The organism is Methyloversatilis sp., assembly GCF_051861465.1.
GTDB lineage: Bacteria > Pseudomonadota > Gammaproteobacteria > Burkholderiales > Rhodocyclaceae > Methyloversatilis.
On sequence record NZ_JBHYCQ010000007.1, the window covers coordinates 1 to 19,662 of the forward strand.

Sequence of the window (19,662 nt, forward strand, 5' to 3'; positions counted from 1 at the left end):
TGGTCACCGCACCGATCGCGACGGGGACGTCGCTCCCACAGTCCCTGCGCTTGAGGGCTAGACGCGGTCTCCGGGCGCGCCCGCCCTTGTGGGAGCGGCGTCCTCGCCGCGATACGTACGTTGCACTGCGATGGCCGCGGCACTGATCGCGACGGGGACGTCGCTCCCACAGTCCCTGCGGTTGAGGGCTAGACACGGTCTCCGGGCGCGCCCGCCCTTGTGGGAGCGGCGTCCTCGCCGCGATACGTACGTTGCACTGTGATGGCCGCGGCACTGATCGCGACGGGGACGTCGCTCCCACAATCGCTGCGTTTGAGCGCTCGCCGTAGTCTCCGGGCGCGCCGCCCTTGTGGGAGCGGCGACCTCGCCGCGATACACACTTCGCACTGCGATGGTCACAGCACTGATCGCGACGGGGCCGTCGCTCCCACAGTCGCTGCGTTTGAGGGCTCGCCGTGGCCCCGCGCCTGGACGGCTTCAGAGGCTTGCGGCGGGTTTGAGGCCGCGTTCGCGTTGCGCTTCGCAGGCGACGCAGTACCGGGTGTGCGGCGCAACTTCGAGCCGTCCGGCCGGGATGTCTTCGCCGCACGCGCTGCAGACACCGTACCGGCCTTCGGCGATGCGCTGCAGCGCGGCGTCGATGTCGGCAAGGCGCGCGACGTCTTCTTCGCCACGCTGCAGATCGATTTCCCGGTCAGAGGCGCGCTGCGGCGCGTCGTCGCCGTCCTGCAGCAGCACTTCGCGGGCATGCTCGGCGCGCGTGAGGCCGCCGAGGTATGCCTTGCGTCGTGCGCTCAATTCGCCATGTTCCTGACGCAGGATGTGTTCGAGGTGCTGACGTTGTGCTGCGGTCAGGGGCAGGTTCATGACTGTTTTCTCCTCAGGGCCTGTGGCGGCCCTCTGTGTGGGGTCGGATCCGGGATCGGATGACAGATCGCTTCAGCCGCCCAGCGGACGCGCGATCAGCGAACGTTCGGGTGCAAATGCAAAGCGGTCGAACAGCGCATAGACCGGCGTGTTGCCGTCGCGCGAGCACGAGAAGATGACCTTCGCGATATTGGCCGTGGTCGACGAGTAAAGCACGATCTGCCATGTACCCCACCCTGCAGCGCCGTGCGCCACCGGGTACTCGGCACGTCCGAGCAGCTTTCCCGCAGCGTCATACGCTTCGAGGAAGGGCTGCGCTGTCGCTGCGGTCATGCCTTCCGGCGCTTCCATCGGCTTTGCGTCGATCGAAACCCAACGCTGCGGCTTGGCGAAGACGGCTTCGATGCCACCCTGACGTGCATCGAACATGCAGAGCTGGGGCGGCGCGACCACGGAGATGCCGTTCGGTGCGGATTCCATGCCCCAGGCCGAACGCGCGTAGGCATGCCAGCGCTTCGCCGGGCTGGTGGTGATGGACGCGAAGGTCACGCCCTTCGCGCTGTACTGGGTATCGATCACGGTGCCCTCGGGCACATCGTCGAACAGGATCACGGTCGCCTTGGCGAATTCCAGCGGCGGGCGCACAACGGGTCCGGTGGGGCGATGAAGTCCGGGATTGATGAGATCGGTGATCTTCGGCATGACACATCTCCATGTGACGCGAAGGCGGGTGCCTTCGACACTTCAAGCATGGACGCCGCCTGCGAATCCGCCTTGCGTTTGATCAATGCCGTTGCGTTCATCGACCGGACGACGCCTTCAAAGACATTTGCATAGGTAGAATCGCCGAAGAACCTTCATCGAGTTGCCGTTGTGTAACCACCTGATGATATGGAATTCGTCAAGGTGGCTACGGAACACCCGACCAGGTGAGACGCAGTGCAATCGAACGCGCGCCATACATCATCAGGGCGCAGGAGACATGTCGCCCTTGTCTTGTATATCGGAAAGCGTATAACTTGACGATAAAACCAATACTCTGGATGGGCGACAACCTGAAGGCCATGTCTGTATTTCCGCCGGACGCGAAGCGCGAGGCCGGGCATCAGTTGTGGACGGCGCAACAAGGCGACGATCCGAGCGACTGGAAACCCATGTCGGGCATCGGCGCTGGCGTGCGGGAAATCCGCGTCCGCACCGAAAGTGCCTATCGCGTGGTGTATGTGGCGAAATTCGAGGAAGCCGTCTACGTGCTTCACGCCTTCGTCAAGAAAACGCAGCGAACAGCCAAGGCAGATATCGACCTGGCAGAGCGCCGTTACCGCGATCTGCTCGCAACGAGGAAAACGAAATGAGTACGCCTGACACGACCATCGTGACGAGCAGCGGCAACGTGTTTGCCGACCTGGGCTTCGATCCTGAAGAGGCGCAACACCTGGTGCTGCGGTCCGAACTGATGCGCGCGATCCGAAAGCATATTGAGGACATCGGACAGACACAGCAGCAAGCCGCCCGGTTGTTCGGCGTAACGCAGCCACGTCTGAACATGGTGGTGAAGGGCAAGATCAACGAGTTCAGCCTGGACGCGCTGGTGAGCATGCTGGCCAAGGCCGGAATGCGCGTCGAGATGAAGGTGAAGAAGGCACCGGCACGCAAGCGTGAGGCGGGGCAAAGGATTTCGGCCTCTCCACCGCGCGAGTTGCGCCACATCCGCAGCGCCTGACCGCATGAACTGAAGCGGGAGGGCGCGTGAAAATTTGGCGATCAGAAAAGCAAAAGGCCAATCCGAGGATTGGCCTGAATGCTTGTTTCTCTTTGCGTTGTTGGCGCGCCCGGAGCGATTCGAACGCCCGACCCCTTGGTTCGTAGCCAAGTACTCTATCCAGCTGAGCTACGGGCGCGCTGCAAAGAGGCAATATATTAGCACAAATATACTGCCGTTCAAGCTCTGAAACTGGCGGAGGAGGAGGGATTCGAACCCTCGATACAGGTTTTGGCCCGTATGCTCCCTTAGCAGGGGAGTGCCTTCGACCACTCGGCCACCCCTCCGGTCCTTCCGAAAGCGCGCGAATCATACCGCCTGACCCTGCCCGGGTCAAACGCGCATCGCGCCTGCCGGGCGGATTACGCCGCCGGCTGGTCGAGTTCGAACGCGCGGTGCAGCACGCGCACGGCGAGTTCGAGGTACTTCTCGTCGAGTACCACCGACACCTTGATTTCGGAGGTCGAAATCATCTGGATGTTGATGCCCTCTTCGGCCAGCGTGCGGAACATCTTGCTGGCGACACCCGGGTGCGAACGCATGCCGACACCGACCGCCGACACCTTGCAGATCTTGTTGTCACCCTTGATTTCACGGGCGCCGATGTGCTGGCGCACGCCTTCGACGATCTCCATCGCCTTGGTGAATTCACCGCGATTGACCGTGAACGAGAAGTCGGTCGAGCCGTCGTGGCCGACGTTCTGGATGATCATGTCGACGTCGATGTTGGCGTCGGCGATCGGGCCGAGGATCTGGTAGGCGATGCCCGGGCGGTCAGGCACGCCCAGAACGGTGATCTTGGCTTCGTCGCGGTTGAACGCGATGCCGGAAATGATGGGTTGTTCCATATTGGCTTCTTCCTCGACAGTAATCAGCGTGCCCGGACCTTCGTGGCCCTCGTCCTCGAAACTGGACAGCACGCGCAGCTTGACCTTGTACTTGCCTGCGAACTCGACCGAACGGATCTGCAGCACCTTGGAGCCGAGGCTCGCCATTTCGAGCATTTCCTCGAAGGTGATGCGGTCGAGCCGGCGCGCCTCCGGCACGATGCGCGGGTCGGTGGTGTACACACCATCGACGTCGGTGAAGATCTGGCACTCGTCGGCCTTCAGGGCCGCCGCCAGCGCAACGCCGGTGGTGTCGGAGCCGCCGCGGCCGAGCGTCGTGATGTTGCCGTCGGCGTCCACGCCCTGGAAACCGGCCACCACGACGACATTGCCGTCGTCGAGATCGCGCCGGATGTTGCGTTCGTCGATGGACAGGATGCGCGCCTTGGTGAAGGCGCTGTCGGTCAGGATGCGCACCTGGCCGCCGGTGTAGCTGCGCGCCTTCAGGCCGAGGTCTTTCAGCGCCATCGACAGCAGGCCGATGGTGACCTGTTCGCCAGTCGACGCGAGCACGTCGAGTTCCCGCGGATCGGGTGCCGGAGACACCTCTTTCGCAAGACCGAGCAGTCGGTTGGTTTCGCCGCTCATCGCCGACACCACGACGATCACCTGATCGCCGCGTGCAACGTAGCGCGCGACGCGGCGCGCCACGCTCTTGATGCGGTCGGGCTTGCCGACCGACGTACCGCCGTATTTCTGGACTATGAGGGCCATCTGTACTTCCGCAACGTTGTACGAAAACCGGCGATTGTAACCGATCCGCCACGGCTGCATGCCGCGCTGCGCCGGAAACGGACGACCGGCCGGCGCGCTGACGACCGGTCAGCGCACAGGTTTTTCGTGTTGCAAATCGAGTTGCAAAAATATGCAAATCTGTTTGATACAGGACGATGTGTTCATTTATACTGAATTTCTCCTATGACTTTAGTGATAGGGGAAAAGCGGCATATTTATGCGAATCAGCAAGTCGCCCGGACCGGACTTTCAAGGCAGGCGCGGCTGGGTCGCCATCCACTTTTTTCAAGGACAACGAGCATGAAATCCAGTGACACCATCGACGCACGAGAGATTCGCAAGAAGCTGGGCATGAACCAGTCGCAATTCTGGTCGCGCCTCGGCGTGACGCAGAGCGGCGGTTCCCGCTACGAAAGCGGCCGCAATATGCCCAAACCTGTTCAGGCTCTGCTGCGTCTGGTTCATGTCGAACAGATCGACATCAGCAAGATCCGTCGCGAAGACATGGATGTCGTCGAATATCTGCGCGCGACCGATCCGGAAACCTTCAAGCGTCTGAAGAAGGAAGCCAAGGCCTATCGCAAGGCCGGCTGATTTCCAGGCAGCTGAAGAAGACAAAAGGAAGGCTCGGCCTTCCTTTTTTTTCGTTCACGGCGAGGCTTCAAGCGCAGGGACTGTGGGAGCGACGTCCCCGTCGCGACCAGTGCCATGACCATCACGGTGCAACGTGCGTATCGCGGCGAGGCCGCCGCTCCCACAGGGACGGCGATCGTGCTGTGACCATCGCGGTGCAGCGCGTGTATCGCGGCAGAGTGGCTGCTCCCACAGGGGCGGCGTCCCTCCAGAGACCACGGCGAGGCCTCAAGCGCAGGGACTGTGGGAGCGACGGCCCCGTCGCGATCAGTGCGGTGACCATCGCATTGCAAAGTGCGCATCGCGGCGAGGGCGGAGCGGGGGTTTCGGCGAGCACGGCTCGCCGCCCGCGGAGCCGGTTGGCCATGCAGGGCCAACCGTGGAACGGAGCGGGGGTTTCGGCGAGCACGGCTCGCCGCCCGCGGAGCCGGTTGGCCATGCAGGGCCAACCGTGGAACGGAGCGGGGGTTTCGGCGAGCACTGCTCGCCGCCCGCATAGCCGGTTGGCCATGCAGGGCCCACCGTGGATCGCCGCTCCCACAAGGGGGCGATCGTGCCTCGACCATCGCGGCGCAGAGGCCGCCGCGCCCACAGGGGCGGCGACTATCGCGGTGCGAAGAGCTTGCGCCGCGTCGTTACGGCTTGATCGTGATATCCGCCGGTGACGGCGGCGACACGGGCAGCGGGTTGCCGTCGGCTCCGAGCAATGTGACGCTGCCGACCTGCACGCTGGTGCTGCCGATCGGTGCGGTCGGGCTGACGCGGAAGCGCACCTCGCTGCGCGCCTCCTGACCATCTCCGCCGGCGATGCTCACCGTTGTACGGCCCGGCGCGGTGACATTGCCCTGCGCCGTCAGCACGTTCGGGTCATACACCAGCTCGACCGTCGCCGGCTGGGCGCCGACCGGCACCGTCATCGACACGGTCACGCCGGCTTCGCCGCCGATGGCCGCCTCGCCGGTCGATTGCATGCTCAACTCGGTCTGCGCCGCGGGGTTCGAAGGTTCGTCGCCCGGGCCCGGTTCGGGCGGCTCCGGCACCAGCGGACGCGCGATCGGCGCGGCCACTGCGGGCGCACCGCCGCCCGAGCTCGACAGCCGCACGCCCTGATCCTTGCCGGTCTTGCGCACCGACAGCGACGGCGCGCCGACGGCCGCTTCGGTACCGGCGGCCAGCGCCGGCATGATGTGCGCCGGGCGGTTCAGGTTGCGCACGATGCGCGGGGTGATCAGCAGCACGATTTCGGTCTTGTTGGTGCTGTTGCGCTCGCTCGAAAACAGCTTGCCGATGATGGGCAGGTCGCCCAGCCCGGGCAGGCGCGACGCGCTGGACCGCTCTTCATCGGAAATCAGGCCGGCGAGAATCTGCGTTTCGCCGTCCTTCAGACGCAGCGCGGTCGCGGTCGACCGGGTGCCGATCTGGTAGGCGAGCGAGCTCTGCGGGCCCTGCACTTCGCGCACCACGCTCGACACTTCCAGCGTCATCTTGATGTCGACGTCGTCTTCGAGGTGGATCAGCGGCTCGACGTCGAGCTTCAGGCCGACGTCGAGATAGGTGACCGACGCCGACACGCCGACGTTGGCGGTCGAGGTGGTCGTGAACACCGGCAGCTTTTCGCCGATATGCACCTTCGCCTTTTCCTTGTTCTTGACGCGGATGCGCGGATTGGCCAGCAGGTTGGCCGAGCCGTCCTGCTTGCGCAGGTTCAGGATCAGACCCGGGTTGGAAATGTAGCCGGTGAGGTCGCTGATGTCGCTCAGCGGCACGACGCCGGGCGCGATTTCCTGGCCGGGCAGCTGCACGACGTTGCTGGTCACGCCGGCCGCGGTCGACTGCTGGATCACCTGCTGCTGCGAACGCAGCGCGCCGAAGCCGATCTGGTCCGGGAAATCCAGCCCCAGTTCCTTCAGCTTGTTGCTGCTGACTTCGAGCACCTCGACTTCCAGCATCACTTCGGGTTCGGCCACATCGACCGATTCCACCAGCTGTTCGGCCAGACGCACCGCATCGGCGGTGTCCTTCATCACGATGAGATTGATGCGCTCATCTATATAGATGTCCTTGGTCTTCACCACGGTCTTGATCAGGTTCTGCACCTGCTTGGCTTCGGCATTGACGAGGAAGAAGGTGCGCGTGACCATTTCCTTGTACTCGCGCTGCTTGGCTGCGGTGTTCGGGTAGATCAGCACGGTGTTGTCCGACAGCACGCTGCGTTCGAGCTGGTTGGTGATCAGGATGAGCCGCATCACCTCTGCCACGGTCGTGTTGCGCACGAACAGCGTCACCTTCAGGTCGGGCCGCACGTCCTTGTCGAACACGAAGTTGATGCCGGTCGAGCGCGCGATCGCCTCGAACACGTTGCGCAGCGAGGTATCGCGGAATTCCAGCGTCACCGGCTTCTGGAACAGGCCGCCCAGTTCGGCCGGCGAGGTCTGCTTCGGGCGGGCCTGTTCGACCTCGCGCAGCATTTCGCGCGCGGCGCTGTGCGTGTTGTCCTGTTCGAGCACGTTGCGCAGGCGCGCCTCGGCGCCGCCCATGTCCTTGCGTTCGAGCAGCGTGCGTGCTTCGCGCACCATGGCGTCGTGCCGCACGCCGCGCGTCATCTGGTCGCGGATGAACTGGGCACGCTGGTTGCGCGGGTCGAGCGTCTGCGCCTTGTCGAGCGCCGCGGTGGCTTCGTCGCGCCGGCCCGCCAGACGGGCGTTCTCTGCCTGCGCCAGCAATTTGGACACGGCGACTTCGCGCTGGCGGAAGAAGGTGGCGCGGAATTCGGGGTTGTCCGGCGCTTCCTTGGTTGCCTGTTCGAACAGGCTGAGCGCACGTTCCTGTTCGCCACTGATCAGCGCCTTCTTGCCGTCCTCGAACGCCTGATTGGTGGCGCACCCGGCCAGGGTGACGGCGAGGAACGCGAAAAGCAGCGCGCGCAGGCGGGCCGGCTGGAATGCAGTCATGGGGCGCTTCCGATGGTCAGGGTCTGCCGCTGCTTGAGCGGTTCGAACATGAAGGTGATGGCCGCAGCCGTCACCGATTCAACGCGGTACTGGTTGTTCAGCAGGTCGCCGGCGCGCGCCGGCAGGATGCGGTCGCCCTGGGCGAGGAACACGGTGATGCCGCCCTCCTCCATCAGCTTGCCCTGATAGCGGAACGGCAGCGGCGGCGCGACCGGTGCCGGCGGCGGCCCCTTGCGCGCGGCCGCGGCCGCGAGCGCCGCCGGTGACGGCGCGGGCGGCAGGAAGCTGTGCGTGGCAAACAGGTCGCGACCGACTTCAGCCGCGGGGCGTACCGGTGCGTCGGCGATCAGCACACCCGGTGCCTCGCCTGCCGCCGCCACGGCGCGCGCAGCACTCGACGGGCGACGGCTGTCGGGCGTCGCCGGCTCGACATCGCCTGCATCGTCCAGACCGGCGACGTACCACACCGCCGCGAGCGTCGCCGCCAGTGCTGCGATCAGGCCGCGGTTCATGACGCGTCCTTCATCAGGATGGACACGCGCACGCTGGCATCGACATTGCCGCGCGCGATGTCTTCGCGCCGCAGCACCACCTCTTCCACCAGCACGGCCGGCGACACCTGCTGGATTTCCGCCAGCCAGGTGCGCAGCGCGGGGTAGCTGCCACGCAGCGGAAAGAGATATTCCTGCCGCGCATACCCGGCGCCGACCGGCTGCGATTCGCGGCTTTCGACGCGCGCCAGCACGAGCTTGTTGCGCCCGGCCGCCTGCGACAGCGCTTCGAGGATGGACGGCATGCGCGCGCGTGGCACCAGTGAGGCGTCGAAGCGGTCGAGCTGTTCGCGCGGCGACTCGACCGTGCGGCCCAGCGACAGGCGCTCGGCCAGCGCGCTGCGTTCGCCTTCGAGTCCACCCAGTTCGGCTTCGAGCGGCGCCGTGGCGCCGAACTGGATGGCCAGCGCGAATGCAAGCAGCGCCACGCCGAGCGCGCCGGCCCAGCCGGCACGCGATGCGGCATACATCAGACGGGCGCGCAGCATGTTCATGCGCCCCTCCACTGCAGGCGCAGCGAAAACGCGACCACCTGCAGGCCGTCGCGCTCCTTCAGTTCGAACACCTCGATGCGCGGCGCACCGACCGCCTGCGCGTCGGCGAAGGACTCGGCATAGGCGAACAGCGCATTCAGGTCGCGCGCCTCGCCGGTCACGCGCAGCACGCCGCGTGCCGCATCGGGCTCGACCGACAGCAGCGCCACATCTGCCTTGCCGCGCGCTTCCAGTTCGGCGAACAGCGGCTGCCATTCGCGCGCGCGCTGCAGCGACAGCTTGCGCGCCACGTCGATGCGCGCACGCAGCGCCGGATCGTCCTGTTCGCGGCGCGCCAACACGCGCGCCTGTTCGGCCTTGCGTGCCGCACGCCGGTTGTCGTCGCGCAAGGCGGCGACTTCATCTTCGGTGGTCTGCCAGCGGTCGAACGACGCGAACGCGGCAATCGCCCCGACGGCCAGCAGCAGCCAGCCGAGCCAGCCCGGCGCGTGGCGACGCGGGACGAAATCGAGTTCGGGGGTGGGTGGCCGTGCGCCCGGCCGGGCCATCGATGGCAGCTTCATGCAACCACCCCACCGGCCACACAGCGCCAGCCGCGCGGCAGATTCATCGACGGCGCCCCCTGGACGAACAGGTGGCCGCCATCGAGTACGCCGTCGAACAGGCTCAGGCGACGTTCGAGCAGCGCCGGCAGCGCGGCCGGATCGTCGAGCGCCTCGCCGCGCATGTGCAGCCAGCGTCCGCCGGACCACAGGCCCATGCACAGCCAGCCCTGCTGAAGCTGCGCAAAACCGCCCAGCGCGGCGCTGCCGCCGAAGGCCGCATAGGCGCGCAACCAGGCCGGCTGCATGCTGACCAGCCGCACGCCGGTCGCCGCCGCCCAGGCCACGAGGGCCTGTACCAGTGCCGTGTCCATGCCGCAGGCCAGCACGCGCTCGGCGGGCTGGGCGTCCCAGGCAAAGGTCCAGCCCTGCGCGGCGGTACCGAACACTTCCATCATGCGGGCGCGCACCAGCGCCTGCACTTCGTCGCGCCCGGCCACGCCGGGCGGCAGGTCGATCACCTGCCAGCGCGTCCACGCGTTGTCGATCGACACCTCGACCGCCGCGCGACGCGGCGTGGCAGCGGCCGGAATGCGGGCCAGCGCAGCGGCCAGCGTGTCGTGCGCCAGCGGCTGCGAGTCGGCGTGCAGGCGTTCGCCCGCGCGCGCCAGCGACAGGCCGTGCGGACCGACCTCGAGCAGCAGCGACCTAGACGACAAAAGTGACACGGTTCAATTCCGTCAGACTGGTTTCACCACTGGCCACCAGCACCAGACCCGCTTCGCGCAGCGTGCGCGTGCCGCGCGCCCGCGCGGCCTCCTTCAATTGCCGCATCGGCGCGCGCGTCACGATCAGTTCGCGCAGTTCGTCGTCGAGCACCAGCAACTCCGCAATGGCGCGCCGGCCCTTGTAGCCGGTGCCGCGGCAATGACCGCAGCCGGTGCCGGCGCGATAGTCGTAGCCGACGGCGTCGGCCAGCCCGGATTCGGCCAGCAGCGCGGCATCCGGCTGCTGGGCGACCGAACAGTGCCGGCAGTTCAGGCGCAGCAGTCGCTGCGCGACAATGCCGTTCAGCGCCGACACCAGGTTGTACGGATCGACGCCCATGTGCAGAAAGCGGCCGATCACGTCGAACACGTTGTTGGCGTGCACCGTGGTGAGCACGAGGTGACCGGTCAGCGCGGCCTGCACCGCGATCTCGGCGGTTTCCCCGTCGCGGATTTCGCCCACCATGATCTTGTCCGGGTCGTGCCGCAGCACCGAGCGCAGGCCGCGCGCGAAGGTGAGGCCCTTCTTCTCATTCACCGGAATCTGCAGCACGCCGGGCAGCTGGTACTCGACCGGGTCTTCGATGGTGATGATCTTGTCGAGACCGTGGTTGATTTCGCCGATGGTCGCGTACAGCGAGGTCGTCTTGCCGGAACCGGTCGGGCCGGTCACCAGCAGCATGCCGTAGGGCTCGGCCGCCAGCTTGCGCATGGCGGCGCGCGCGATGTCGTCGAAACCCAGGCTTTCCAGCGACAGCGCCTGCAGTTCCTGCGTCAGGTGGTCCTTGTCGAGCACGCGCAGCACCGCGTCCTCGCCGTGCACGCTGGGCATGATGGACACGCGCAGGTCGATGTCGCGCCCGGCGTAGGCCACCTTGAAGCGACCGTCCTGCGGCACGCGCCGCTCGGCGATGTCGAGTTCGGCCAGCACCTTGATGCGCGACACCACCTGCTCGGCGGTGTCGGCGCCGGCGATCTGGCCGATCCGCACCATCACGCCGTCGATGCGGTACTTCACCTGCATGCCGGCCGGCACCGATTCGAGGTGGATGTCGGACGCCGCCTGTTTCAGTGCGTCGTACAGCGTGGAATTGACCACCCGCACGACCGGGCTGGCGTCGTCGGCGATGCGCGCCAGCGACAGGATTTCGGCCGAACTGGCGCTGACGCGGTCGCTGTCGTCGAGCAGGCCGGTGGAGGCGCGCTGGCTGTCTTCGTAGCGGGCGAGCGCCGCGGTGATGTCGTCGCGCGTGGCGACCCGCAGCTCGAAACTGGCCGGCAGTGTGGCGGCCAGCCAGTCCTGCAGCGCGCCGTCGTACGGGTCGGCCACCACGGCGATCAGGTGACCGGATGCGTCGACGGCCACCAGCACGGCACGCGCCAGCGCCTCGGAAAAGCGGATGCGTTCGAGCGAAGGCGTGAGCGCATTGAGCGCGGCGCTGTTCATCGCCGGCAGACCGAGCTGGGCGGCGACGCGGGCGCACATCGCATCGGGCGTGTCGCCCGACAGGTCGATCAGCGCCTGCATGATCGAGCCGCGTCCGGCCCGCAACCGGGCACGGGCGATCAGGTCGGCAGGCACGCCCTGCGGCGCGCCGGCTGGCAGCGGTGCGTTCATTGCAGGCTTTCCGCGAGCTGGAAGATGGGCATGTACATCAGCACCACGACGCCGCCGATCGCCAGCCCGATGCCCAGCATCAGCAGCGGACCGAACAGGCGGGTGGCGCGGTCGAGCCAGCGCGTCATTTCCTCGTCGTGGAAGGCGGCGATGCGTTCCATCATGTCGCCCAGGTTGCCCGCCCGCTCGCCGACACGCAGCATGCGCGACGCCACGGCGGTGCTCAGGCCGACTTCGGTGAAGGCGTCGGACGCCGAACGGCCTTCGCGGATCGACAGCAGCGCGCGCGACAGACTTTGCTGCATCGGCAGCGGCAGCAGTTCGCGCACCAGTTCAAGCGACTGCACGACCGGAATGCCGCCGCGCAGCAGCATGCCGACGGTGCGGAAGAAGCGCGCCAGCCGGAAGATCCGCATGCGGTCGCCGATGCCGGGCAGGCGTTCGAGCTGCGCCATGAAGCCCTGGCGGAACGCCGGCTGGCGCAGCGTCCAGCCGAGCCCGACGACGACGGCGATCACCGCGATGCCGAGCGCACCGGAATTCGCCTTGACGAAGTGGCCCCACGCGAGCAGCCACTGCGATGCCAGCGGCAGTTCGGTCGAAATGTCTTCGTACACCTTGGAAAACTGCGGCACGACGAAGGCCAGCAGGAACATGACGACCAGCAGGCCGACCACCAGCAGGATGACCGGATAGGTCGCTGCGGCGACCAGCTTGCCGCGCACGCTTTCCAGCTGTTCGCTGTAGGCGACGTAGCGTTCGAGCGCCTGGTCGAGGTCGCTGGTGCGCTCCGAGGCGCGGATCATCGCCACCAGCAGGTCGGGGAATACCGAGGTCTGCGCCGCCATCGCCATCGACAGCGTCTTGCCCTGACGCAGCGCATCGATCAGCGCGGTGAGCACGGTGCGCGACAGCGTGCGGCCTTCCTTGTCGGCCATCACCTCCAGCCCTTCGACCAGCGACAGGCCGGCGCGCAGCAGTGCCAGCAGTTCCTGACAGAACAGCAGCACCGGGAAGCGCTGGCGCGTGAAGCTGAGCGTGCGCGCACGCGCAGCCGAGAGAACGGTCAGGCCGTCGGCCTGAACCTGGGCGCGGGCGGAGATTTCGTCCGACGCCTCGATCTGAAGCTGCGTGATGCGGTTGGTGACGTCGAGGGCCCGGATGCGGAAAAGCATGTCACCAGTTCGTGATGTCGGCGGCTTCGTCGCTGCCGCCTGGTTGACCGTCCTTGCCCAGCGAGCTGAGATCGTATTCGCCGTGTTCGCCCGGCGCGCGATAGATGTACGGGCGGTCCCACGGATCCGGCGGCACCGCCTTCTTCAGGTAGGGGCCGCCCCACTTGGGCGCCGTGGCGGGGCGTTCGACCAGCGCCTTCAGGCCCTCTTCCGTCGTCGGGTAGCGGCCGTTATCCAGTCTGTACTGGTCGAGCGACTTTTCCAGCGCATCCATCTGGGCGCGCGCCGCCTTGACTTCGGATTTGCCGATCTGGCTGAAGTAGCGCGGACCGACATAACCGGCCAGCAGACCGATGATGACCATCACCACCAGCAGCTCAAGCAGCGTGAAGCCGCGTTGCACCACGCGGCCGGGAGTGGCGCCTCGAACCGGGCCTTGCATGGAGCCGGGAACGGGTCTGTCCGGGAATTCGTTACGTGTCATCATTGACTTAGTCTAGCCGTGCCGGCCATGCGGCAGCAAGCGTTTGCGGGCAGTGCAACATGAGCGAAACCTTGCGGCAGCAAGATTGCAATACTCGACACTTTACCGGGCGTGTGTTTCCTTCAGATGAATCGACCCACCAAACTGATCCTCTCGCTGTGCTGCCTGCTGAGTGCCGCGCCGGCACAGGCGGACATTTACGCGCGCGAAGATGGTGAGGGCACACTGCATCTCACCGACACGCCCGTCGGCGAGGGGTATGAACTGCTGCTGGAATCGCGTTCGGCGGGCGCCCCGGCAAGCGTCGGCCGGACGGTCGGGCGGTCCGCGGCTGCTGCAGCGCACCAACAGCGCATTGCGCGCGTGGCGGGTCGTACCGGCGTCGAAGCCGGGCTGCTCAATGCGGTGATTGCGGTCGAATCGGCCTACAACCCGAAGGCCGTTTCGCCCAAGGGTGCGGCCGGATTGATGCAGCTGATGCCGGACACGGCGCGCCGCTACGGCGTGACCGACCGCTTCGATCCGGACCAGAACCTGCTCGGCGGCGCGCTCTACCTGCGCGACCTGATGGCGCGCTTCGACAACCAGCTCGAACTGGCACTGGCTGCCTACAACGCCGGCGAAGGCGCGGTCGAACGGCACGGACGCCGGGTGCCGCCGTTCGCGGAAACCCTGCGTTACGTGCCAAAGGTGCTCGACCACTACCGGTCGCTGCGCTGACGCACGCCGCCGCGCGGGCGGCGCGTCGGGACTTCGGACGGCCGGCCTGACGTCCGGACGACTCGTCCCTGCGCGTCCTTGCGTACGAGTCGTCCCTGCTACGTGCCGTTACGACTGTGCATCCATCTCGCGCAGCGCCGTCTTCAGCACCTTGCCGTAGTTGTTCTTCGGCAGTTCATCGACGAAGCGATAGTGCTTGGGCCGCTTGAAGCGCGCGATCTCGGTCAGGCAGTGCGCATCCAGTTCGGCCACGGTCATCGGCTGGCGGGTGACGACGAAGGCAATCACCACCTCACCCCATTCCGGGTCGGGGCGACCGATCACCGCCACTTCGGCCACCGATTCGTGGGTCAGCAGCGCTTCTTCGACCTCACGCGGATAGATGTTGCTGCCGCCGCTGATGATCAGGTCCTTGCTGCGGTCGAGCAGCGTCAGGAAGCCGTCTTGATCGAGCCGGCCGACGTCGCCGGTGTACAGCCAGCCGTCGACGATGGAGGCGGCGGTCGCCTCCGGGTTGTCCCAGTAGCCATTCATGACCGCTTCGCCGCGCACGCGGATTTCGCCGGTTTCGCCGGTCGGCACATCCTTGCCCTGCGCATCGACCACCGCCACTTCGACCATGGACTGCGCAAAGCCGACCGACGCCAGGCGCTCGCGGTAGCGCGGCTGCGTCGGGTCGTTGATGAGTGCGCGCGGCATTACGGTGATCATCATCGGGCACTCGCCCTGCCCGTAGATCTGCGCAAAATGCGGGCCGATCAGTTCCAGTGCCTCTTCGAGGTCGGCCAGATACATCGGACCGCCGCCGTAGCAGATGGTCGCCAGGCCGGTCGGACGCTGGCCGGTCTTCTTCACCACGTCGATCAGGCGGCGCACCATGGTCGGCGCGGCGAAGAACGACGCTTCCGTCCAGTGGGCGGCGAGATCGAAGCATTCCTGCGCGTCGAAACCGCCGGATTCGGGCACCACATTGATGCCGGCCTGCATGACGTAGGGCAGGTGGAACAGGCCGCCGCCGTGCGACATCGGCGCCGGGTGCAGCGCCACGTCGCCCGGGGCCAGCGCCTGCACGCTGGACAGATAGCCCATGCAGGTCCAGCGCAGCTGGCGCAGCGACAGGTTCACGCCCTTGGGCCGGCCGGTCGTGCCGCTGGTATAGAACAGCCACACCGGATCGGTGTCGCCGCGCGGCTCGATGGCCGACGGCGCGATCGACGCATCGCGCAGGAATTCGAATGACGCCAGCACCGGCACCGCGTTGCCGCCGTCGCGCAGCACGGCTTCGAGCTCGTCGCGCGCCTCGGCGCCGCAGAACACGATCTTCGAACCGCTGTGGCTGCAGATGAAGGCGGCTTCCTTGGCGTGCAGCTTGGCATTGATCGGCACCACCGCCACACCGGCCCACCAGGCGCCCCACATCAGCGGCAGGTAATCGGGCGTGTTGTACATGAACAGTGCCACCCGGTCGCCCGGCGCGAGGCCCTGCGCACGCAGCCAGGTCGCGAAGCGCGCCGCACTCTCGGCGAATCCGCGGTAGTTCCACAGCACCTCGCGACCGAAGGCAATGGCGGGACGATCGGGGTATTGCTGCGCGGTACGCTGAAGCCACAGGGCGATGTTCATGGGTGCTCTCTCTCTCCGTTGATCTTGATTTTATGGGCGGCCCGACCGGACCGCTTACTGCACGCGTTCGAGAATGGAACCGTAGTTGGCCACGCTGGCGCCCCCCATGTTGAGGATGCCGGCGAAGCGCGCGTCCGGCAAGACGTCGGCGCGGAAGCGACCGAGCAGCATCCACGCGCTGATGACATGCATCGATACGCCGGTGGCGCCGATCGGGTGACCCTTGGTTTTCAGGCCGCCGGACAGATTGACCGGCAGCTTGCCGCCGGCATGCACCCAGCCCTCTTCCAGCGCGCGGTGACCGCCGCCGGGCGGCGTCAGGCCGATGGCTTCGTACATCATCAGTTCGGCGATGGTGAAGCAGTCGTGCACCTCGACGCTGTCGAGGTCATCCAGCGTGAGTTTTGCCGAATCGAGCAGGCGCTGCCAGGCGACGCGCGCACCGGCCAGTTCGCTCATGTCGCGCTGCGACGTCGGCATGATGTCGTTGGCCTGCGCCGTGGCGCGCAGGCGCACGAAGGGCCGGCTGCCGTCGTGCGCGTCGCTGTCGCACAGCACGATGGCCGCTGCGCCATCGGAAATCGGCGAACAGTCGGTGCGCAGCAGGCGGCCGACGACACGCGGATTCTTTTCCGATTCGGTCGCGCAGAATTCGACGCTGAGCGGATTGCGGTACTGCGCCAGCGGGTTGTGCGCCGCGTTGTCGTGGTTCTTCGATGCGATGCGCGCCATCGCGTCGCGCGGATCGCCGAAGCGTTCGGCATAGCGGTCGGCGATCACGCCGAACATGCCGGCAAAGCCGGCCGGCGTTTCGGCTTCGTCCTTGAAGTAGGACGCGCGCAGCAGCGCGTTGCCGACGTCGCGGGTCGACAGCTGCGACATCACCTCGACACCGATCACCAGCACGCGCCGGGCCGTGCCGGCGCGGATGGCGAGCGCGCCCTGATGCACCGCGGCGCTGCCGCTGGCGCAGGCGTTCTCGACCCGCACCGCAGGCGTCATGCGCAGGCCGGGCAGCAGATTGGCCGACAGACCGGCCACGAAGCCCTGCTTCACCATGCCGACGCCGAAGTGGCCGACCACCACGGCGTCGATGTCGGTCGGTTCGAGACCGGCATCGGCAATCGCCTCGGCGGCGACTTCCGCCATCAGGGTTTCGACATCTGCGTCAGGGCGCCGGGCAAAGGGCGTGTGGGCGAAACCGGTCAGATCGATCATGGACTCTCTCCCGCGACCGCACAGGGCGGCCATCTGTGGCGAAAGCCGGCCCCATTGGGCGGCCGGCGGATCGGGTATACATTAGGCGCGCCCGAACACCACCGCCAGTCGCAGAACTACGCCCTGCCGAGCCCGATATGTCTTCCTTGATGCCCGATTCCACCGCCGCCGACCAAGCGGCCGACCTCTGTCCGCTGGGTATGGTGCTGACCTCGCAGCGCCGCATCGAGTGGTGCAACGACCGCTTCGCCGCCAGTTTCGGCTATCCGCGCTCGGCGCTGATCGGCCAGAGCATGGCCGTGCTGTACCCGACGACCCGCGAGTTCGAGCGGGTCGGCGAGCGCGGCTGGCAGGCGCTGTTCGAATCGGGAACGTATGAGGACGAGCGGCTGATGCGGCTGCGCGACGGCGGGCTGCGCTGGTTCCGCGTGCTGGGCAATGCGCTCGACCGCAGCGACCCGTACCGGCGCGCGAGCTGGCTGTTCGAACCGCTGCGCGTCAGCGGCACGGTGGACACGCTGAGCCTGCGCCAGCGCGAAGTGCTGTCGGCGATGACACGCGGTCTGACGTCGAAGGAATGCGCGCGCGAACTGGGCATCAGTCCGCGCACCGTGGAAAAGATCCGCGCCCAGCTGATGCAGCGCTACGACGTGCATAACGCCGCCGCGCTGATGAGCCGCATCAGCGGCATGCCGGGCTGACGCGTACGCGTCAGCCGGCGGTTGCTCAGCCGAGCGACTGGCGGATCTGGTCGAGCGTGGTCGGGTCGTCCAGCGTGGTCAGGTCACCCGGATCGCGCCCTTCGGCGATGGCCTGGATCGAGCGGCGCAGCATCTTGCCCGAGCGTGTCTTGGGCAGGCCATTGACGAACAGCACCCGGCCAGGCCGCGCGATGGCGCCGAGCAGGTTGTCGACCGTCTGCATCACTTCCTTTTCCATCGAGGCGCGACCTTCCGGCGTCGCGACCCGGCTGGCATCCTTGACCACGGCGAACGCCATCGGCAACTGGCCCTTCAGGGTGTCCGCCACACCGACCACGGCCACTTCGGCCACGCCGGCATGCGCCTGGATCGCTTCCTCGATTTCGCGCGTGCCGAGCCGGTGGCCGGCGACGTTGATCACGTCGTCGGTGCGGCCGAGGATCTTGTGATAGCCGGCGTCGTCGCGGATGCCCCAGTCGAAGGACGAATACACCAGCGGCGACTTGAACAGCGAAAAGTAGGTGCGCACGAAGCGCTCGTCATCGCCCCAGATGGTCGACAGGCAGCCCGGCGGCAGCGGCGGCACGATGCCGACGATGCCCTTCTCGTTCGGCCCGCACTCGGTGCCGTCCTCGCGGAAGATGCGCAGGTCGTAGCCGTACACCGGATGGCCGGGCGAACCGAGCTGGATGGCCGTCTTTTCGACACCCGGCAGTTCGCACAGGATGGGCCAGCCGGTTTCGGTCTGCCAGTAGTTGTCGATGACCGGCTTGTCGAGCGCGCTCATCAGCCACTCATGGGTCGGCTCGTCGAGCGGCTCGCCGGCCAGGAAGATGTGGCGCAGCGATGAAATGTCGTGCTTCTTCAGGTAGGCCGGATCCTGCTTCTTCAGCACGCGGGCGGCGGTCGGCGCCGAGAACATGACCGACACCTTGTACTTTTCGACCAGGCTCCACCAGATGCCCGGGTCGGGGCGCAGCGGCGTGCCTTCGTACATCAGCGTCGCCATGCCGGCGATCAGCGGGCCGTAGATGATGTACGAGTGACCGACCACCCAGCCGATGTCCGACGTCGTAAACATCGTCTCGCCGGGGTGGCCGCAGTAGATGTGCTGCATCGATGCCGCCAGCGCGACCGCGTAGCCGCCGGTATCGCGCTGCACGCCCTTGGGCTTGCCGGTGGTGCCGGAGGTGTACAGGATGTACGACGGCTCGCTCGATTCGAGCCACACGCACGGCACGCTCGCATTCATGTGGTGGGTGCGCAGCGTCGCGTAGTCGACGTCGCGCCCGACCACCACCGGGCATTCCTTGTCCAGCCCGCGATTCACCATCAGCACGCGTGCCGGCGGGAATTCAGCCAGCGAACAGGCTTCGTCGAGCAGGTGCTTGTACGGCACGACCTTGCCGCCGCGCATGCCGGCTTCGGCCGACACGATGACCTTCGGCTTGGCGTCATCGATGCGGGTGGCCAGCGAACCGGATGCAAAGCCGCCGAACACCACCGAGTGGATGGCGCCGATGCGCGCGCAGGCGAGCATGGCGAAGGCCGCTTCGGCAATCATCGGCATGTAGATCAGCACGCGGTCGCCGCGTTCGACACCGAGCGACATCAACATCGCTGCCATGCGCTCGACTTCGCGCTTCAGCTCGGCGAACGAATAGGTCTTTTCGATGCCGGTCTCGGTCGATACGAAAATGAGCGCCGCCGCGTCGGGCCGCGTGGCGGCATGCCGGTCGACCGCGTTGTGACAGAGATTGGTGGTGCCACCGACGAACCACTTGGCGAACGGTGGCCGGGAGAAGTCGCAGGTTTGCTGCGGGGCCTCCTGCCAGTCGATCAGGCGGGCCTGTTCGGCCCAGAACGTGTCGCGTTGGGAAATGGAACGCGCGTGAAAATCGGTGCTTGCTGACATGCTTCCTCCTCTGACCTGC

At 66.6% G+C, this 19,662-nt stretch carries 19 protein-coding genes and 2 tRNA genes; 5 read left to right on the top strand and 16 right to left on the bottom strand.

The window, feature by feature from the left end; genetic code table 11:
- Positions 1 to 477 precede the first annotated feature (477 nt).
- On the bottom strand, positions 478 to 867 hold the full coding sequence (locus ACTIFF_RS11325; protein ID WP_439536927.1) for a TraR/DksA family transcriptional regulator: 390 nt from the start codon (positions 865 to 867) through the stop codon (positions 478 to 480).
- 72 nt (positions 868 to 939) lie between these two features.
- A complete protein-coding gene (locus ACTIFF_RS11330; RefSeq protein ID WP_439536928.1) occupies positions 940 to 1,569 on the bottom strand; it encodes a hypothetical protein in 630 nt (209 codons plus the stop codon).
- Positions 1,570 to 1,910: 341 nt separating this feature from the next.
- Between ACTIFF_RS11330 and ACTIFF_RS11335 the strand changes: the two genes are divergently transcribed.
- Both ACTIFF_RS11335 and ACTIFF_RS11340 read left to right on the top strand, forming a co-directional pair.
- Entirely contained in the window at positions 1,911 to 2,222 is a 312-nt protein-coding gene (locus ACTIFF_RS11335) for a type II toxin-antitoxin system RelE/ParE family toxin (protein WP_439536929.1), read from the top strand.
- Positions 2,223 to 2,242: 20 nt separating this feature from the next.
- Complete coding sequence (locus tag ACTIFF_RS11340) at positions 2,243 to 2,590, top strand: helix-turn-helix domain-containing protein (RefSeq protein ID WP_439536930.1); 348 nt, start codon at positions 2,243 to 2,245, stop codon at positions 2,588 to 2,590.
- 101 nt (positions 2,591 to 2,691) lie between these two features.
- Here the strand turns inward: ACTIFF_RS11340 and ACTIFF_RS11345 are convergent.
- The 3 genes from ACTIFF_RS11345 to ACTIFF_RS11355 all read right to left on the bottom strand — a co-directional run bounded on the left by ACTIFF_RS11345 (position 2,692) and on the right by ACTIFF_RS11355 (position 4,230).
- Positions 2,692 to 2,768, bottom strand: a tRNA-Arg gene (locus ACTIFF_RS11345).
- Between the two features lie 54 nt (positions 2,769 to 2,822).
- Positions 2,823 to 2,916 (bottom strand) — tRNA-Ser (locus tag ACTIFF_RS11350).
- A 75-nt stretch (positions 2,917 to 2,991) separates the two neighbouring features.
- The gene (locus tag ACTIFF_RS11355; RefSeq protein WP_306476719.1) at positions 2,992 to 4,230 is read right to left on the bottom strand and encodes an aspartate kinase; all 1,239 of its coding nucleotides are present in this window, start codon (positions 4,228 to 4,230) and stop codon (positions 2,992 to 2,994) included.
- Between the two features lie 321 nt (positions 4,231 to 4,551).
- Between ACTIFF_RS11355 and ACTIFF_RS11360 the strand changes: the two genes are divergently transcribed.
- The gene (locus tag ACTIFF_RS11360; protein WP_439536931.1) at positions 4,552 to 4,845 is read left to right on the top strand and encodes a helix-turn-helix domain-containing protein; all 294 of its coding nucleotides are present in this window, start codon (positions 4,552 to 4,554) and stop codon (positions 4,843 to 4,845) included.
- A 674-nt stretch (positions 4,846 to 5,519) separates the two neighbouring features.
- Here the strand turns inward: ACTIFF_RS11360 and ACTIFF_RS11365 are convergent.
- From ACTIFF_RS11365 to gspG, 8 genes are read right to left on the bottom strand one after another with little or no spacing between them, the layout of a single operon-like run.
- Positions 5,520 to 7,835: a secretin N-terminal domain-containing protein gene (locus tag ACTIFF_RS11365; RefSeq protein WP_439536932.1), complete on the bottom strand. Its 2,316-nt coding sequence runs from the start codon at positions 7,833 to 7,835 to the stop codon at positions 5,520 to 5,522.
- Positions 7,832 to 8,347: a hypothetical protein gene (locus tag ACTIFF_RS11370; protein WP_439536933.1), complete on the bottom strand. Its 516-nt coding sequence runs from the start codon at positions 8,345 to 8,347 to the stop codon at positions 7,832 to 7,834. The genes ACTIFF_RS11365 and ACTIFF_RS11370 overlap by 4 nt, the downstream gene beginning before the upstream one ends.
- Positions 8,344 to 8,880: a GspMb/PilO family protein gene (locus ACTIFF_RS11375; protein WP_439536934.1), complete on the bottom strand. Its 537-nt coding sequence runs from the start codon at positions 8,878 to 8,880 to the stop codon at positions 8,344 to 8,346. Before ACTIFF_RS11375 ends, ACTIFF_RS11370 begins: the two co-directional genes overlap by 4 nt.
- A complete protein-coding gene (locus ACTIFF_RS11380) occupies positions 8,877 to 9,443 on the bottom strand; it encodes a hypothetical protein (protein ID WP_439536935.1) in 567 nt (188 codons plus the stop codon). Before ACTIFF_RS11380 ends, ACTIFF_RS11375 begins: the two co-directional genes overlap by 4 nt.
- On the bottom strand, positions 9,440 to 10,150 hold the full coding sequence (locus ACTIFF_RS11385) for a hypothetical protein (RefSeq protein ID WP_439536936.1): 711 nt from the start codon (positions 10,148 to 10,150) through the stop codon (positions 9,440 to 9,442). Before ACTIFF_RS11385 ends, ACTIFF_RS11380 begins: the two co-directional genes overlap by 4 nt.
- Positions 10,131 to 11,807, bottom strand: coding sequence for a GspE/PulE family protein (locus ACTIFF_RS11390; RefSeq protein WP_069037705.1), 1,677 nt, complete (start codon positions 11,805 to 11,807; stop codon positions 10,131 to 10,133). The genes ACTIFF_RS11385 and ACTIFF_RS11390 overlap by 20 nt, the downstream gene beginning before the upstream one ends.
- The gene (locus tag ACTIFF_RS11395) at positions 11,804 to 12,982 is read right to left on the bottom strand and encodes a type II secretion system F family protein (RefSeq protein WP_257096047.1); all 1,179 of its coding nucleotides are present in this window, start codon (positions 12,980 to 12,982) and stop codon (positions 11,804 to 11,806) included. Before ACTIFF_RS11395 ends, ACTIFF_RS11390 begins: the two co-directional genes overlap by 4 nt.
- 1 nt (position 12,983) lies before the next feature.
- Positions 12,984 to 13,424 (bottom strand): type II secretion system major pseudopilin GspG, encoded by a 441-nt coding sequence (gene gspG, locus ACTIFF_RS11400; RefSeq protein WP_439537117.1) that lies wholly within the window; start codon positions 13,422 to 13,424, stop codon positions 12,984 to 12,986.
- Between the two features lie 168 nt (positions 13,425 to 13,592).
- Between gspG and ACTIFF_RS11405 the strand changes: the two genes are divergently transcribed.
- Positions 13,593 to 14,186, top strand: a complete 594-nt coding sequence (locus ACTIFF_RS11405; protein WP_439536937.1) for a lytic transglycosylase domain-containing protein — start codon at positions 13,593 to 13,595, stop codon at positions 14,184 to 14,186.
- Between the two features lie 108 nt (positions 14,187 to 14,294).
- Here the strand turns inward: ACTIFF_RS11405 and ACTIFF_RS11410 are convergent, their stop codons facing one another.
- Both ACTIFF_RS11410 and ACTIFF_RS11415 read right to left on the bottom strand, forming a co-directional pair.
- Positions 14,295 to 15,809 (bottom strand): AMP-binding protein, encoded by a 1,515-nt coding sequence (locus ACTIFF_RS11410; protein ID WP_439536938.1) that lies wholly within the window; start codon positions 15,807 to 15,809, stop codon positions 14,295 to 14,297.
- A 54-nt stretch (positions 15,810 to 15,863) separates the two neighbouring features.
- Positions 15,864 to 17,027 carry a thiolase domain-containing protein gene (locus ACTIFF_RS11415; protein ID WP_439536939.1) on the bottom strand — a complete coding sequence of 388 codons (1,164 nt, stop codon included), beginning with the start codon at positions 17,025 to 17,027 and terminating at the stop codon, positions 15,864 to 15,866.
- Positions 17,028 to 17,164: 137 nt separating this feature from the next.
- On the opposite strand from ACTIFF_RS11415, the gene ACTIFF_RS11420 reads away from it, so the two are divergent.
- The gene (locus ACTIFF_RS11420) at positions 17,165 to 17,728 is read left to right on the top strand and encodes a LuxR C-terminal-related transcriptional regulator (protein WP_439536940.1); all 564 of its coding nucleotides are present in this window, start codon (positions 17,165 to 17,167) and stop codon (positions 17,726 to 17,728) included.
- A gap of 25 nt (positions 17,729 to 17,753) precedes the next feature.
- Here ACTIFF_RS11420 and ACTIFF_RS11425 read toward each other — a convergent pair whose 3' ends face one another.
- Complete coding sequence (locus tag ACTIFF_RS11425; RefSeq protein WP_439536941.1) at positions 17,754 to 19,643, bottom strand: propionate--CoA ligase; 1,890 nt, start codon at positions 19,641 to 19,643, stop codon at positions 17,754 to 17,756.
- Positions 19,644 to 19,662 lie beyond the last annotated feature (19 nt).